Source organism: Streptomyces sp. NPDC059696 (assembly GCF_042733745.1).
Classification (GTDB): domain Bacteria; phylum Actinomycetota; class Actinomycetes; order Streptomycetales; family Streptomycetaceae; genus Streptomyces.
Genome location: NZ_JBHWFG010000008.1, coordinates 65,192 through 78,479, shown reverse-complemented (window position 1 = coordinate 78,479; position 13,288 = coordinate 65,192). Strand labels below are relative to the sequence as shown.

Genomic DNA, 13,288 nt, shown 5'->3' with positions numbered 1-13,288 from the left:
GGGTTCGCGCCCCCCCCCCCGGCCCCTGCTAAACGCTGTTCATAACCTCCCCGCCCCCCACCACGCGCCCGCCCCCCCCCACCCCCCACCCCCCCCCCCCCCCCCCCCCGGTGAGACACCCCGTGACAGCATGGGTGAACAAGCGCTTAGATAGTGCCCTGCCCGTCATGCCGAAGCCGCCGTCCCGGGAGGCCACCGTTGTTCACATCCGTCGACGACGTCTCCGCACGCCTGGCCGAGGCCGGTTACCTCGCCTCCCGGGCCGTCGCCACGACCGTCTTCCTCGCCGACCGGCTCGGCAAGCCGCTCCTGGTCGAGGGCCCGGCCGGCGTCGGCAAGACGGAACTCGCCAAGGCCGTCGCCCAGGTCGGCGGAGCCCGGCTGGTCCGCCTCCAGTGCTACGAAGGGATCGACGAGTCCCGCGCCCTCTACGAGTGGAACCACGCCAAGCAGCTCCTGCGCATCACCGCGGGCCGCGACGAGACGTGGGACGAGGCCCGTACGGACATCTTCAGCGAGGAGTTCCTGCTCACCCGGCCGCTGCTGACGGCGATCCGGGGCGACGACCCCAAGGTGCTGCTGATCGACGAGACGGACAAGGCGGACGTCGAGGTGGAGGGCCTGCTGCTGGAGGTGCTCAGCGACTTCCAGGTGACCGTCCCCGAGCTGGGCACCATCACGGCCACGCGCCGCCCGTTCGTCGTCCTCACCTCCAACGCGAGCCGGGAGCTGTCCGAGGCTCTGCGCCGGCGCTGCCTCTTCCTGCACATCGGGTTCCCCGAGGAGGAGCTGGAGCGGCGCATCGTACGGCTGAAGGTGCCGGGTCTCGACGAGACGCTGGCCCGTTCGGTCGTCCGGGTGGTGGGCGCGCTGCGGGCGATGGACCTGCGCAAGGTGCCGTCGGTCGCCGAGACCGTCGACTGGGCGCACACCCTGCTGGCGCTCGGCGCCGGGTCGCTGGACGAGACCGTCGTGCGGGCCACGCTCGGGGTGCTCCTCAAACACCAGGACGACGTCCTCAAGGCGTCCGCCAAGCTCGACCTGGACGCCCTGTGACCACGCCGGTGGGCGTCGCCGAGCGGCTGACGTCCCTGGTCGGGGCGTTGCGCGGACACGGTGTGCGGATCGGCACCGGCGAGACGGTCGACGCGGCACGGGCCGTCGGGGAACTCGGCCTCGCCGACCGGGAGCTGCTGCGCGAGGGGCTCGCGGCGACGCTGCTGCACGGGCCCGCCCAACGGCAGGTGTTCGACGCGGTCTTCGATCTGTATTTCCCGCGTGGGGTGGGCGGCCCGGAGCAGCCGGCGTCGGGGCGCGAGGAGCTGCGGGACCGGCTGGCCGACGCGCTGGCCGCCGACGACCGGGCGATGCTGGGCCGGCTGGCGATCGAGGCGGTCGACGGGTTCGGCGGTTACGGTTCCTCGCCGGAGTCGGACGGCTGGTCGTCCTACCAGGCGCTGGAACGGCTGCGGCCGCAGACGCTGCTGGCGCGGGTGCGGGACACCGTACGCGGGCGGGGCGGCGACACGGGGTTCACGGACCGGCTGCTGGAGGACGAGATCCGGCGGCGCATCGACGTCTTCCGCGCCCTGGTCGCCGCAGAGGCGCGGCGGCGGGTCGCCGAGCGGCGCGGCCGTGACGAGATCGCCCGGCGGGCGGTGGCCCCGACCGCGGACCGGGTCGACTTCCTGTTCGCCGGGCAGGACCGGCTCGCCGAGCTGCGCAGGACGGTGCAGCCTCTGGCGCGCAAGCTCGCGACCCGGCTCGCGGCCCGGCGCCGGCGCGCCGCGCGGGGCACGATCGATCTGCGGCGGACCCTGCGCGGTTCGCTGTCGACGGGTGGCGTGCCGATGAAGCCCGTGCTGCGCGCACGGCGTCCCGCCCGTCCCGAACTGGTGCTGCTGTGCGATGTGTCGGGGTCGGTGTCCGGCTTCTCCGATTTCACGATGCTGCTGGTGCAGGCGCTGCACGACCAGTTCAGCAAGGTGCGGGTGTTCGCCTTCGTCAACCGGATCGACGAGGTGACCGGGCTGCTGGAGCACGGGCGGGCCGACCCGGAAGGGCTGGGCGCCCGCATCCAGGCGGAGGCGGCGGTCACGGGCTACCACGGCAGCAGCGACTACGGCATGGCGCTGGGCGAGTTCGCCGAGCGGTACGCGGACGCGGCCGGTTCCCGCGCGACGGTGTTCGTCCTCGGTGACGCCCGGACGAACCGGAGCGACCCGAATCTGCCCGCCCTGCGGCAGATCGCCGAGCGCGCTCGCCGCGTCCACTGGCTGAACCCCGAGCAGCGCTCCCGCTGGGGCACGGGCGACTCCGTCGCGCCCGCCTACGCCGAGCTGGTCGAGATGCACGAGTGCCGCAACGCCCGGCAGTTGAGCGCGCTGGTGGCCCGGCTGCTGCCGGTGTGATCAGGCGGCGGCGAGCTGCGGGTAGAGGGCGGCGGGGTCGGCCGCCAGCCCTGCCTTGACCTGCCGCGAGAGGTCGTCGGCCAGGACCTCGTAGGCGCCGGACGCGATGCCGTCGAGGGCCTGGGCCGCGACGGAGCGGGCCGTGGACTTGGGCGCGTCGACCCCGGCGGTCATGTCCGTGTCGACGTAGCCGACATGGAGGCCGGTGACGTCGATCCCGCGCGGCTTCAGGTCCAGGCGCAGCGAGTTGGTCTGCGACCAGAACGCGGCCTTGGAGGCGCTGTAGGAGCCGGCCAGGCCGATCCAGGACAGCACGGAGTGGACGTTGAGGATGTGGCCGCCGCCGTTGCGCTCGATGAGGGGGACGAAGGCCCGGGTCACCAGGAGCGGCCCGTAGAAGTTGGTCTCGAATTCGCGGCGGACGTCCTCGACGGGCGAGTCGAGGAAGTTGGCGTTCACCGACGCGCCGGCGTTGTTGATCAGCAGGGTGACGTCCTGCGCACGCTCGGCCGCCGCGGCGACGGAGGCGGGGTCGGTCACCTCCAGCGCCAGCGGTACGGCGTCGGGGTGCGTGACCGTGCGCGGGTCGCGGGCCGTCGCGTACACCTTCCGCGCGCCCCGCTCGTACAGGGCTTCGACCAGTGCCCGGCCGATGCCGCGGCTGCCGCCGGTGACCAGGGCGACGGAACCTTCGATGGCGGTCATGGGAGTCTCCCTCAGCGCTCACAGACAGGAAACCGATCGGTTTCCCACATCGGGAAGCGTAAACCGATCGGTTTCCAGGAGCAAGGGAGGGGGTGCGGTGAGGGCCTACGGCCGGCCGTAGGCCACGTACGGAAACGGAACCCGCGGCCGGTCGCAGGCCAGGGGACGGCGCGGCGGCCCTGCGAGGGGCGGTCCGCGCTAGTCCTTCTTGGCGTACTCCTTGGCCATGCTGCCCGCGAAGTCGTACACCACGCACTGCTCGTCGCCGACGACCCACGCGTCGTGGCCCGGCGGGCAGACGAACACGTCGCCGGGTCCCACCTCGCTCTCCGCGCCGTCATCCATGCGGATGTGCATACGGCCCGAGACGACGTAGCCGTTGTGGTGGATCCGGCAGCTGTCCGTCCCGGCGATGGGGGCCACCGACTCGGACCAGCGCCAGCCCGGTTCGAAGGTGGCCACGGCGAAGTCCAGCCCGGTCATGTGGACGGCTTCCAGGTGGCCTCGGGGGTAGTCGCGTCGCTCGTCCGGCTTGTCGAGCGTCTTCACTTCAAGCATGACGCTCCTCCTCGGTGAGGGTTTGCCTCCATCGTCCGTCCGCCCTCGGGGCCGCGCCATTCAGGGGGTGACGCCGTCGCAGAGCTCGGCGAAGCGCCCGGCGTCGATGTTCCCCCCGGAGACGATCACGCCGACGCGCGGGGGAAGGGGACCGACCCTGCCGGTGAGCAGCGCGGCCAGCGGGGTCGCACCACTCGGCTCGACGACGATCTTCAGGCGTTCGAAGGCGAACCGCATCGCGTCCCGGATCTCGTCGTCGGTGACCAGGACGACCTCGTCGAGGAGCCGTCTGTTGACCGAGAACGTCAGCTCTCCCGGGGTGTGCAGGGCCTGGCCGTCGGCGATGGTGCGTGGCACGGGGATGCTGACGCGCCGGCCCGCCTCCAGTGAGCGTTTCGTGTCGTCGCCCGCCTCCGGCTCGACGCCCACGGTCCGGATGCCGGGGTGCAGGCCCTTGGCCGCCGTGGCGCTGCCCGCCATCAGCCCGCCGCCGCCGACCGGTGTCAGCAGCGCGCCCAACTCCCCGCTCTCTTCCAGTAGTTCGAGAGCGGCGGTGCCCTGCCCGGCCATGACGTGCGGGTGTTCGTACGGGGGGATGAGCGCCAGGCCCCGTTCGGCGGCGAGGGCCTCGCCGATCGCGACGCGGTCCTCGGTGTAGCGGTCGTAAGTGACGATCTCGGCGCCGTAGCCGGTGGTGGCGGCCCGCTTCGACGGCGGCGCGTCCTGCGGCATGACGATGACGGCGGTCGTGCCCAGCTCCCGGGCGGCCAGGGCGACGGCCTGCGCGTGGTTGCCGGAGGAGTAGGCGGCGACACCGCGGGACAGCTGCTCCGGGGTGAGGCGGGAGACGGCGTTGTAGGCGCCGCGGAACTTGAAGGCGCCCACACGCTGGAAGTTCTCGCACTTGAGGAAGACCTCGGCTCCGGCGAGCGCGTCCAGGGTGCGGGAGCGCAGCACGGGCGTGCGGTGGGCGACACCCCTGAGCCGCGCCGCGGCGTCCCGGACGTCGTCGAGGGTGACCGGCGGGGTCGTGGTCGTCACGTGGAGCCTCCGGTGGACGTGTCGTGGGCGGCCCTGGCGCGGGACAGGTAGTTGTAGGCGGAGGCGCGGGAGATGCCGAGCCGGGCGGCGACCTGTTCGACGGCGCCGCGCACGGCGAACACCCCGCGGGTGTCCAGCCCGCCGAACAGCTCCACGCGCTCCGCGCGGTCCAGCTCCGCCCAGCTGCCCCGCTGTCTGGACTGGTGGGCGTCGACGAGGGCGTCGACGACGGAGTCGATGTCGTTGCCGAACGTGGTGGTCGGCAGCTCCGCCGGGGCGGCCCCGAGGCCGGCGAGCGCGCCGAGCAGGTCGTGGACCCGGGTGACGGCACCGACGTCGACGTTGACGCACAGGGCGCCGAACACGGCTCCGCCGGAGTCCCGGAGCACCATCGTGGAGGACTTCACCAGCGTCCCGTCGCGGGTGCGGGTGACGTAGTTCAGCTCGTCGGACGCGGCGCCGCCGCGGGCGAGGACCCGCATACCGATCTCGCTCATGGCACCGCCCACCTGCCGCCCGGTCAGCGTCCCGGCCACGGCGACCACCGACTTCTCCGGATTCCGGTAGTCGTGCAGCACGACGTCGCAGACCGGCCCGAAGGTCGCGGCGATCCCTTCGACGACCGGCTTCAGCGCGGCGAGGATCGCGTCCCGCTCAGCGTCCGGACCCTTGTCCATGTCCGCCCCCTCTCACCCTCAACACTTTAGACCAAGCGTCCAGGCTTTGGATAGAGAGTCCAGGAGGAACCCTTCACTGCGTGCCGTCGCGTCAGTGGTGGGCGTGGACCACCGCGTGTCCCCGGCCGCGGGCGATCATCCACTTGTTGACCGGGGCGGTGATCAGGAAGGCGACCGCGAAGCCGCCGAGGAGGGCGTACCAGAAGAGGCCGTCGGACAGGTGGGCGTCCATCGCGCCTGGAGTGAGGGCGATGATCACGTTGTCGACGAGTTCCATGACCGCGATGGACACCGTGTCCGCGGCGAGGGCGACCCTGATCGCGGACCGCAGGCCGAGGCCGGCCCGCGAGACCGCGAACAGGGTGAACGAGTAGCCGAAGAGGAAGGCGAGCGCGATCGCCAGCACCATGGTGGGCACGTTGCCCCACCCCAGGGCGGTGCCGATCACCATGCCGAGGATCTCGCCGAGGGCACACCCGGTCAGACAGTGCAGGGTCGCCTTGACGGCGGTCCCCCAGGACGCGGTCCCGTGCGCCTGCTTCTCGGGTTCATGAGCGGTGTGGTCCATGCGCTGCACCCTATACCCCCCAGGGGTATGTGCGCGAGAGGTCGGACCCGGACTCGCGGGCGGGGCGTCCGGCCTCCGGCACCGGCCGAGGACCGGCCACATGATCGACTTACAGTGGTCGCCATGACGACACACCCGACCCCCACGCCCGAGCCCGCCCGGCCCGACGGGGCGCCCACGCCGACCCGGGGCGTCGGGGACTACCTCCGCGGGCTGTTCTCGCTGGAGGGCAGGACCGCGGTGGTCACCGGCGGCAGTTCCGGTATCGGCCGCGCCCTCACCGACGCCCTCGCGCGCGCCGGGGCGAGCGTGGTGGTCGTGGCCCGCGGCGAGGCCGCTCTGGCCGCAACCGTGGAGGAGCTGACGGCCCAGGGCTGCCGCGCCGCGTGGGTCAGCGCGGATCTGAGCACCCGGGCCGGCGTGCGGACCGCCGCGGAACGGGTGGTCGAGGCGTTCGGGGAGCCCGACATCCTCGTCAACAGCGCCGGGATCAACCTGCGTCCGCCGATGGACGAACTCGGTGAGGACGTCTGGGACGCCACGATGGCCGTCAACCTGGAGGCGCCGTTCCTGCTCGGGCAGCGCTTCGGCCCCCGGATGGCGGAGCGCGGCCACGGACGGATCATCAACATCAGCTCACAGCAGGCCCATCGCGCGTTCGTCCGGAGCGGGGCCTACGGCGCCTCCAAGGGCGGCCTCGAAGCACTGACGCGTTCCCAGGCCGAGGCGTGGTCGCCACGCGGGGTCACCTGCAACCTCCTCGTGCCGGGTTTCGTCATGACACCGCTCAACGCCCGCCTGTCGTCGGACCCGGAGAAGGTGGCCGCCCTCGCCGCCCGCACGATGATCGGGCGCAACGGTCTCGCGGAGGACTTCGCGGGCGCGGCGGTCTTCCTGGCGAGCGGGGCGTCCGCCTACGTCACCGGGCAGTCCGTCTTCGTCGACGGCGGACTGTCCGTCCACTGAGGCCCGCGCCGGAGGGGAGCTCAGTGGGCGCCCCACGCGCGGGCGGTGTCCCCCGGACGGGCCGCGGCCGACGGGCGACGGCCGGTGCTCGGTGTCACGCTGGGCACAGGACCCGCGGAAGGGAAGCATCGCCATGATCACGACGGAGTACGTCCCCGGCTCTCCCTGCTGGCTCGATCTGGGCGCTCCGGACGTCCGGGCCGCCGCCGGCTTCTACGGCGCCGTCCTCGGGTGGGACTACGAGTCCATGGGCGAGAGCGAGGACTTCGAGGGCGGGATGTTCAAGAAGGACGGCAAGGTCGTCGCCGGGCTCGGCAAGCTCACCGAGGAGGGCGCGCGGCCGGCCTGGATGCTCTACTTCAGCGTCACCGACGCGGACGCCACGACGCAGGCCGTGCAACAGTCGGGCGGCACGGTGCGGGTCGCGCCGATGGACCTCGACGACTGGGGCCGGATGGCGCAGTACAGCGACCCGCTGGGCGGCCAGTTCGCCGTGTGGCAGCCGGGCACGAACAAGGGCATGGAGCTGGTCGACCAGCCGGGTTCGCTGTCGTGGACCGAGCTGTACACGACCGACGCCGCGGCCGCGCGGGAGTTCTACGGCTCCCTCTTCGACTGGCAGTTCAGCGACATGCCGCTGCCGGGCGGGGCGGGCACCTACACGCTGATCACCCCCGCGGGGCTCTCCGAGGACCGGATGCACGGCGGACTCATGCAGCTCGGCAAGGAGGACCTGGCGCTGACCGGCGGGCGGCCGTACTGGCACCCGGTCTTCGCCGTCGACGACTGCGACGCCGCGGTGGGCCAGGTCACCGCGAACGGCGGCAGCGTGCAGATGGGCCCGGCGGACATGGAGGGCGTCGGCCGGCTGGCCGTCTGCCTCGACCCGGCAGGCGCGGACTTCGTGGTGCTCGCCCCGTCCGAGAGCTGAACCGGGGCTTCACACGCAGGCACAGCACGGGCACCCCCGACCGGCCCGGAAACCCTTCTTGCATATGATGCGCAAATGCACGCGTACAGCATCAGGGAAGCCACGGCAGCCGACATCGACGGAGCCCGCGCGGTGATGCTCGACGCCGTGTACCGCGACTTCGGCACCGGTTACGTGCCGCGATGGCACGCCGACATCATCGATCCGGTGCCGTTCTACGTCACGCCGCCCCGGCACGCCCTCCTGGTGGCCGTGGACGAGCGGGACGGGACGGTGGCGGCCACGGCGGCACTGGACGCGCGCGGCCCGGAGCACCCGCCGAATCCGCACTGGCTGGCCGAGCGGTTCCCCTCGGGCGAGACCGCTCAGCTCCGCCGGGTGTACGTGCGTCCCGAGCACCGGCGGCGCGGCCTGGCCCGGCAACTGGTGGACGGCCTGCTGGAGTTCGCCCGGACCGACGGCGGATACCGGTCCGTTTATCTGCACACCTATCCGCACTCCCCCGGGGCGCTGGGCCTGTGGCGGGCGCTGGGCAAAGTGGTCTGCGACGAGCGGGAGGAGGTGCCCGGCGGGGGCAGCGGCGTCGTGCACTTCGAGATACCGCTCGCTTAACGAAAATGGTATTCATATACACTATGAGAACTCCCCGCCGCCGGCTCATAGCCGGGCTGTTCGTGCTGCCCCTGCTCTCCGGCTGTTTCGCGTCCTCCGGTGACGGGACGTCGGCCTCCTCCGGCTCCGGCGACGGCGCCCGGCTGCGTGTCGCCCTGCCCTTCGCCCCGACCGAGAACTACTCGCCGTACGGCCAGGACGCGATGCTCCTTTCCCGGCTCGGTGTCATCGAGGGGCTGACCAAGCTGGACGCGAACGGCACGGCGGTCCCCGCGCTGGCCGAGTCGTGGAGCAGTGAGAAAGGCGGCAGGAGCTGGCTGTTCACCCTTCGGGACGCGAGGTTCCAGGACGGTGAGGCCGTCACCGCCGAGGCCGTCGCCGCCGCTCTCACCGCAGCAGGCAAGGCCGACCCGGCACCGTCCGCGCTCGCGGGAGTGAAGCTGACCGCCACGGCCGAGGACGGCCGGCGGGTCCGGGTCAGCACCGCCGAGGCCGACCCCGTCCTGCCGTTGCGGCTGTCGAACCCGTCCCTGGCGGTGTTCGCACCGAAGGCGTACGCGAAGAAGGGCACGGTGAACGTCGAAGGCACCGCCACCGGCCCCTTCACCCTCACCAGGATCGACGGTGACACGGCGGCCACGCTCAACCGCTTCGACGACTACTGGGGCGGCCGGGCCCAGGCGTCCGGCGTCACCGCCCGGTTCGTCTCCGACGGCACCGCCCGCGCCAACGCCCTGCGCACCGGCGAGGTCGACATCGCCGAGTCCCTGCCCGTCGCCCAGATCGCCTCCCTGGACAAGGACGACGTCCACGAGGTCGACACCGCCCGCAACACCAGCCTGTACCTCAACACCAAGTCCGGTGCGTTCACCGACGCGGGGCTGCGGGCGGCCGCACGCGAGGCGATCGACCCCTCGGTCATCGCCAAGGGCGCCTACGAGGGGTACGCCGTGCCCGCGCAGGGCCTGTTCGGTCCGGCCCTGACCTGGGCCGCCGGCAAGCGCGTCGAACCGACCGGGCGGGCGCGGGCGACCGGCCCCGACGGCGAGCGCGTCACCCTCGCCACGTACAGCGACCGGCCCGAGCTGCCGGAGACCGCCCAGGTCCTCCAACAGCAGCTGCGCAAGGCGGGTTTCGAGGTGAAGCTGGAGGTGCGCACGTACGCGCGCCTCGAAGGCGACCTGCTGGACGGCAAGTTCGACGCCGCGGTCTTCTCCCGCAACATGATGCTGGACACCGGCGACCCGGTCACCGTCCTCGCGAGCGACTACACCTGCGACGGCTCCAACAACCTGTCGTTCCTGTGCGACCGGAGGGTGGACAAGCTGGTCGCCGCCGCCCAGGCCACGTCCGACACCGCCGAGCGGCAGGACGCCGCGATGAAGGCGGAGGCGGCCGTCCTCGGCACCGACTCGGTGATCCCGCTGGTGCATCTGAAGCTCGTCGCGGGCATCGCGACGTCCGTCCGGGGGGCGCTGCCCGATCCGTACGAGCGCACCCTCATCGGGACGGGGACCCGGCGCTGAACAGCTCGAACCCACTCCGGACGAACGGTGCCGCCGCCCGTGCGCGGTCACTGGCGGGCGGGGGCGTCCCGGCGCTGCTGTGGCGGACCGGACTCGTGGCCGCCCTGGTGTGCGGTGTCGGCCTGCTGCCGTGGCTGTCGCGCACCGATCCCGCGCTGACCGTGCTCAGGGCGCGGTCGGCGGACCGCGACCCCGATCCCGGGACCCTGCGCGCCATCCGCGACGACCTCGGCCTGGACGACGGCCCGCTCGCCCTGCTCGGCCGCTGGCTGGGCGGGCTGCTGCACGGCGACGCGGGCACGTCCTGGGTGTCCGGCAGCCAGGTGCTGCCCGGCGTCGTGCAGGCGCTGGGCGTGTCGCTGCTGCTGATGGCCGGGGCCCTGGTGGTCGCCGCCGCCACGGTGGCCGCTGTCTGCGCCCGGACGCTCACATCGGGGGCGAGGGGCCGGCTCGGGGCGCGGCGCCCCGGCGGGACGGCGGCGGCGGTGCTGGCCGCGCTGCCCGAGTTCCTCGTCGCCGCGGTGCTGGCCTCGGTGATCGGCGTGCAGCTGGGCTGGCTGCCCGCCCTGGGCTGGTACGGGCCGCAGTGGATGGTGCTGCCCTCGCTCGCCCTCGGCCTGCCCGCCGGGGCGGTCCTGGGGCGGATGCTCGACGACCTGCTGCCCGGCGCGTTCGGGGAACCCTGGGCGATGGCGGCCGCGGCACGGGGCGTGCCGTCGAGGTCCGTGGTGCGGCAGGCGGTGCGCCGCTGCGTGCCCGGACTCCTGCCGAACCTGGCGCTGTTCGTGGTCGGCCTGACCGGCGGATCGGTCGCCGTCGAGCAGATCTTCGACATCCCGGGCCTGGGCCGGGTCACCCTGCAGGCCGCACTCGCCCAGGACCTGCCCGTCCTGCAGACCGGCACCCTCGCCCTCGTCCTGCTCGCGGCCGCCGCGGGGCTCCTCGCCCGGCTCGCCGCCCGCCTGCTGATCGGCCCGGCGCTGCGTGACGGCGCCCTGCAGTCCCTGCACCGGCCCCGGCCTCCGGCGCCCCGCATGCTCCCCCTTCTCTACGGAGGGCTGTTGGCCGCGGTCATCGGCTTCGGACTGCCCCGCGACCCGCTCGCCCTGGACACCCTCGCCCGGCTGCGGGCCCCGTCCGTGGAGCACCCCTTCGGCACGGACGCGCTCGGCCGGGACGTGCTCGCCCGCATCTCCCACGGCGCGCTGACCACCCTCGGCACCGCGCTCGCGGTGAGTGCCGCCGCCCTCGTCGCCGGGCTGCTGCTGGGGCTGCTGCCGAGGCTGTCCGGGCCGCTGACCGACACCCTCAGTGCCGTACCGCCCGTCCTGGCCGGACTCCTCGTCACCGGCGCCATGGGCAGCGGGCCCTGGACGCCCGCGTGCGCCGTGGCCGTCGTGGCCTGGTGCCCGCTGGCCGCACACACCTCCTCCCTGCTGCGGCAGGAGCGCGCGACCACGCACCTGACGGCCACCCGCGCGCTGGGGGCCGGCCGCTGGTACCTGCTCCGCCACGAACTGCTGCCCGCCGTCGCGCCCCCGGTCGCCCGGCACGCCGTGCTCCGGCTGCCGGGCATCGCGCTGAGCCTCGCGGCGCTCGGCTTCCTCGGGCTGGGCGCCCAGCCGCCGTCCCCCGACTGGGGCCTGCTGCTCGCCGAGAACCAGCCGTACGCCGAGCGCGCCCCGTGGGCCGTCCTCTTCCCCGCCGCGATCCTCGCCCTGCTCGGGGCGCTCGCGGTGACGGCCGCGGGCGGCGTACGACTCCCCCGGCGGCGCACCCGGACCGCCGGCCCGGCCGCGCCGCCCGCGAACCGGGTCGTGCCGGCCCCACGCGGGCGACCGGACCGCCCCGACGCCCTCCTGACACCCCTGTCCGCCTCACAGACAGCCTCACAGACAGCCTCACGGACAGCCTCACAGACAGAAGACCGATGACCGACCCCGCCCCTCTCGCGCAGGCCCACGACGCCGCCCGCACATCCGGCGCCGGGGCCCACGACAGCACCTGGCGCCTGTGTGCGGAACTGTCGCCACTGCTGCGGCTGCTGATCCTCACTCAGCTCGCCTTCAACATCGGCTTCTACGCCGTCCTGCCGTTCCTCGCCGAGCACCTCGGCAGCGCGATCGGCATGGCGGGCTGGCTGGTCGGCTTCGTGCTCGGGCTGCGCACCTTCAGCCAGCAGGGGCTGTTCGTGGTCGGCGGGGGGCTCGTCGACCGGTTCGGGGTGCGGCCGGTCGTGCTGGCGGGGTGTGTGCTCAGGATCGCCGGGTTCGTGTGGCTCGGGTACGCGCGGGCCCCGGGGGCCGTGATCGGGGCGGTGCTGGTGATCGGGTTCGCCGCCGCGCTGTTCTCCCCGGCCGTGGAGTCCGAGGTGGCCCGCCAGGCGGTGGTCTGGGAGGAGGACGGCCACGGACCACGCACCCGGGTCCTCGCCCTGTTCAGCGTGGCGGGCCAGGTCGGGGCGTTCGCCGGGCCGTTGCTCGGCGCGCTGCTGCTCGCCGTGGACTTCCGCACCGCGTGCCTCGCGGGTGCCGCGGTCTTCGTCCTCGTCCTCGCCGGCCACCTGTGGCTGATGCCGCAGCACATCCCCGGCCGGGTCCGCGTCCGCGAGCGGGGCGGGGTCCGGGCCCTGCTGCACAACCGGAGCTTCCTCGCCCTGTGCTGTGCCTACGGCTCCTATCTGCTCGCCTACAACCAGCTGTATCTGGCCCTGCCGGACGAGGTGCAGCGCGCGACGGGCTCGCAGGCGCCGTTGTCCTGGCTCTTCGCGCTGTCGTCGGTGCTGGTGGTGTTCACCCAGCTGCGGGTGACCCGCTGGGCGGGCGACCGGCTCGATCTGCGCCGCTCGATGACCGCGGGACTGCTGCTGATCGCGACCGGTTTCGCGGTGGTGGCCGCGGCCCGCCCGGCAGGCTGGACCGGCACCGCCGGGCTGCTGCCGGCCGCGGGCTTCGTGATCTTTCTCACCGTGGGGCAGATGCTGGTGGTGCCCGCCGCCCGCGCCTGGGTCCCCGACCTCGCCGACGAGGGCCGGCTCGGGCTCTACACGGGCGCGCTGTCGTCCGTCTCCGGCCTGATCGTCCTGGCCGGCAGCGCGGCCACCGGCTCGCTGCTCGACCTGGGGCTGCCGGCCGCCGTGCCGTGGCTGGTCCTCGCGGCCGTACCGGCCCTGGCGGTGGCCCTGCTGCCGCGCCGTGCGAAGGAGGCGGGCGCGGCGGCCTGAGACGGCACCGGCGCTCCCGGTGACGCCGCGGCGTCACCCCGGCGGGTGACCTCTTCGCGCGGGATGTGCG

13 protein-coding genes are annotated in these 13,288 nt (G+C 73.5%); 8 read left to right on the top strand and 5 right to left on the bottom strand.

From position 1 onward, the window contains the following. The first annotated feature begins 198 nt into the window (after positions 1-198). Positions 199-1,056 carry an AAA family ATPase gene (locus tag ACFV20_RS11040; protein ID WP_385655036.1) on the top strand — a complete coding sequence of 286 codons (858 nt, stop codon included), beginning with the start codon at positions 199-201 and terminating at the stop codon, positions 1,054-1,056. Further along, on the top strand, positions 1,053-2,411 hold the full coding sequence (locus ACFV20_RS11035; RefSeq protein ID WP_385655034.1) for a VWA domain-containing protein: 1,359 nt from the start codon (positions 1,053-1,055) through the stop codon (positions 2,409-2,411). The genes ACFV20_RS11040 and ACFV20_RS11035 overlap by 4 nt, the downstream gene beginning before the upstream one ends. On the opposite strand, the gene ACFV20_RS11030 is transcribed toward ACFV20_RS11035, so the two are convergent. The 5 genes from ACFV20_RS11030 to ACFV20_RS11010 form a co-directional block, all read right to left on the bottom strand. Next, on the bottom strand, positions 2,412-3,116 hold the full coding sequence (locus tag ACFV20_RS11030; RefSeq protein WP_385655032.1) for an SDR family oxidoreductase: 705 nt from the start codon (positions 3,114-3,116) through the stop codon (positions 2,412-2,414). A gap of 198 nt (positions 3,117-3,314) precedes the next feature. Beyond that, positions 3,315-3,674 (bottom strand): cupin domain-containing protein, encoded by a 360-nt coding sequence (locus ACFV20_RS11025; RefSeq protein WP_366716075.1) that lies wholly within the window; start codon positions 3,672-3,674, stop codon positions 3,315-3,317. Positions 3,675-3,734: 60 nt separating this feature from the next. Continuing rightward, positions 3,735-4,715 (bottom strand): pyridoxal-phosphate dependent enzyme, encoded by a 981-nt coding sequence (locus ACFV20_RS11020; protein WP_385655030.1) that lies wholly within the window; start codon positions 4,713-4,715, stop codon positions 3,735-3,737. Then, a complete protein-coding gene (locus tag ACFV20_RS11015; RefSeq protein ID WP_385655029.1) occupies positions 4,712-5,392 on the bottom strand; it encodes a transcriptional regulator in 681 nt (226 codons plus the stop codon). Before ACFV20_RS11015 ends, ACFV20_RS11020 begins: the two co-directional genes overlap by 4 nt. A gap of 91 nt (positions 5,393-5,483) precedes the next feature. Beyond that, positions 5,484-5,960, bottom strand: coding sequence for a DUF4396 domain-containing protein (locus ACFV20_RS11010; RefSeq protein WP_385655027.1), 477 nt, complete (start codon positions 5,958-5,960; stop codon positions 5,484-5,486). A 123-nt stretch (positions 5,961-6,083) separates the two neighbouring features. On the opposite strand from ACFV20_RS11010, the gene ACFV20_RS11005 reads away from it, so the two are divergent. From ACFV20_RS11005 to ACFV20_RS10980, 6 genes are all read left to right on the top strand, one after another. Further along, on the top strand, positions 6,084-6,926 hold the full coding sequence (locus ACFV20_RS11005) for an SDR family NAD(P)-dependent oxidoreductase (protein WP_385655025.1): 843 nt from the start codon (positions 6,084-6,086) through the stop codon (positions 6,924-6,926). Positions 6,927-7,059: 133 nt separating this feature from the next. Next, entirely contained in the window at positions 7,060-7,857 is a 798-nt protein-coding gene (locus ACFV20_RS11000; protein WP_385655023.1) for a VOC family protein, read from the top strand. A 75-nt stretch (positions 7,858-7,932) separates the two neighbouring features. Beyond that, positions 7,933-8,469 carry a GNAT family N-acetyltransferase gene (locus ACFV20_RS10995; protein ID WP_385655021.1) on the top strand — a complete coding sequence of 179 codons (537 nt, stop codon included), beginning with the start codon at positions 7,933-7,935 and terminating at the stop codon, positions 8,467-8,469. A 23-nt stretch (positions 8,470-8,492) separates the two neighbouring features. Beyond that, positions 8,493-9,995 (top strand): ABC transporter substrate-binding protein, encoded by a 1,503-nt coding sequence (locus tag ACFV20_RS10990; protein WP_385655019.1) that lies wholly within the window; start codon positions 8,493-8,495, stop codon positions 9,993-9,995. 95 nt (positions 9,996-10,090) lie between these two features. After that, positions 10,091-11,929: an ABC transporter permease subunit gene (locus ACFV20_RS10985; protein WP_385655017.1), complete on the top strand. Its 1,839-nt coding sequence runs from the start codon at positions 10,091-10,093 to the stop codon at positions 11,927-11,929. Continuing rightward, positions 11,926-13,218 carry an MDR family MFS transporter gene (locus ACFV20_RS10980; protein ID WP_385655015.1) on the top strand — a complete coding sequence of 431 codons (1,293 nt, stop codon included), beginning with the start codon at positions 11,926-11,928 and terminating at the stop codon, positions 13,216-13,218. Before ACFV20_RS10985 ends, ACFV20_RS10980 begins: the two co-directional genes overlap by 4 nt. The last annotated feature ends 70 nt before the right edge of the window (positions 13,219-13,288 follow it).

Excerpts from the sequence above, each read along its gene's own strand:
- ACFV20_RS10980 (WP_385655015.1), top strand. The coding sequence starts at position 11,926 with ATGACCGACCCCGCCCCTCTCGCGCAGGCCCACGACGCCGCCCGCACA.
- ACFV20_RS10990 (WP_385655019.1), top strand. The coding sequence starts at position 8,493 with ATGAGAACTCCCCGCCGCCGGCTCATAGCCGGGCTGTTCGTGCTGCCC.
- ACFV20_RS11030 (WP_385655032.1), bottom strand. The coding sequence starts at position 3,116 with ATGACCGCCATCGAAGGTTCCGTCGCCCTGGTCACCGGCGGCAGCCGC.
- ACFV20_RS11015 (WP_385655029.1), bottom strand. The coding sequence starts at position 5,392 with ATGGACAAGGGTCCGGACGCTGAGCGGGACGCGATCCTCGCCGCGCTG.
- ACFV20_RS11010 (WP_385655027.1), bottom strand. The coding sequence starts at position 5,960 with ATGGACCACACCGCTCATGAACCCGAGAAGCAGGCGCACGGGACCGCG.
- ACFV20_RS11025 (WP_366716075.1), bottom strand. The coding sequence starts at position 3,674 with ATGCTTGAAGTGAAGACGCTCGACAAGCCGGACGAGCGACGCGACTAC.
- ACFV20_RS10995 (WP_385655021.1), top strand. The coding sequence starts at position 7,933 with ATGCACGCGTACAGCATCAGGGAAGCCACGGCAGCCGACATCGACGGA.
- ACFV20_RS11005 (WP_385655025.1), top strand. The coding sequence starts at position 6,084 with ATGACGACACACCCGACCCCCACGCCCGAGCCCGCCCGGCCCGACGGG.
- ACFV20_RS11000 (WP_385655023.1), top strand. The coding sequence starts at position 7,060 with ATGATCACGACGGAGTACGTCCCCGGCTCTCCCTGCTGGCTCGATCTG.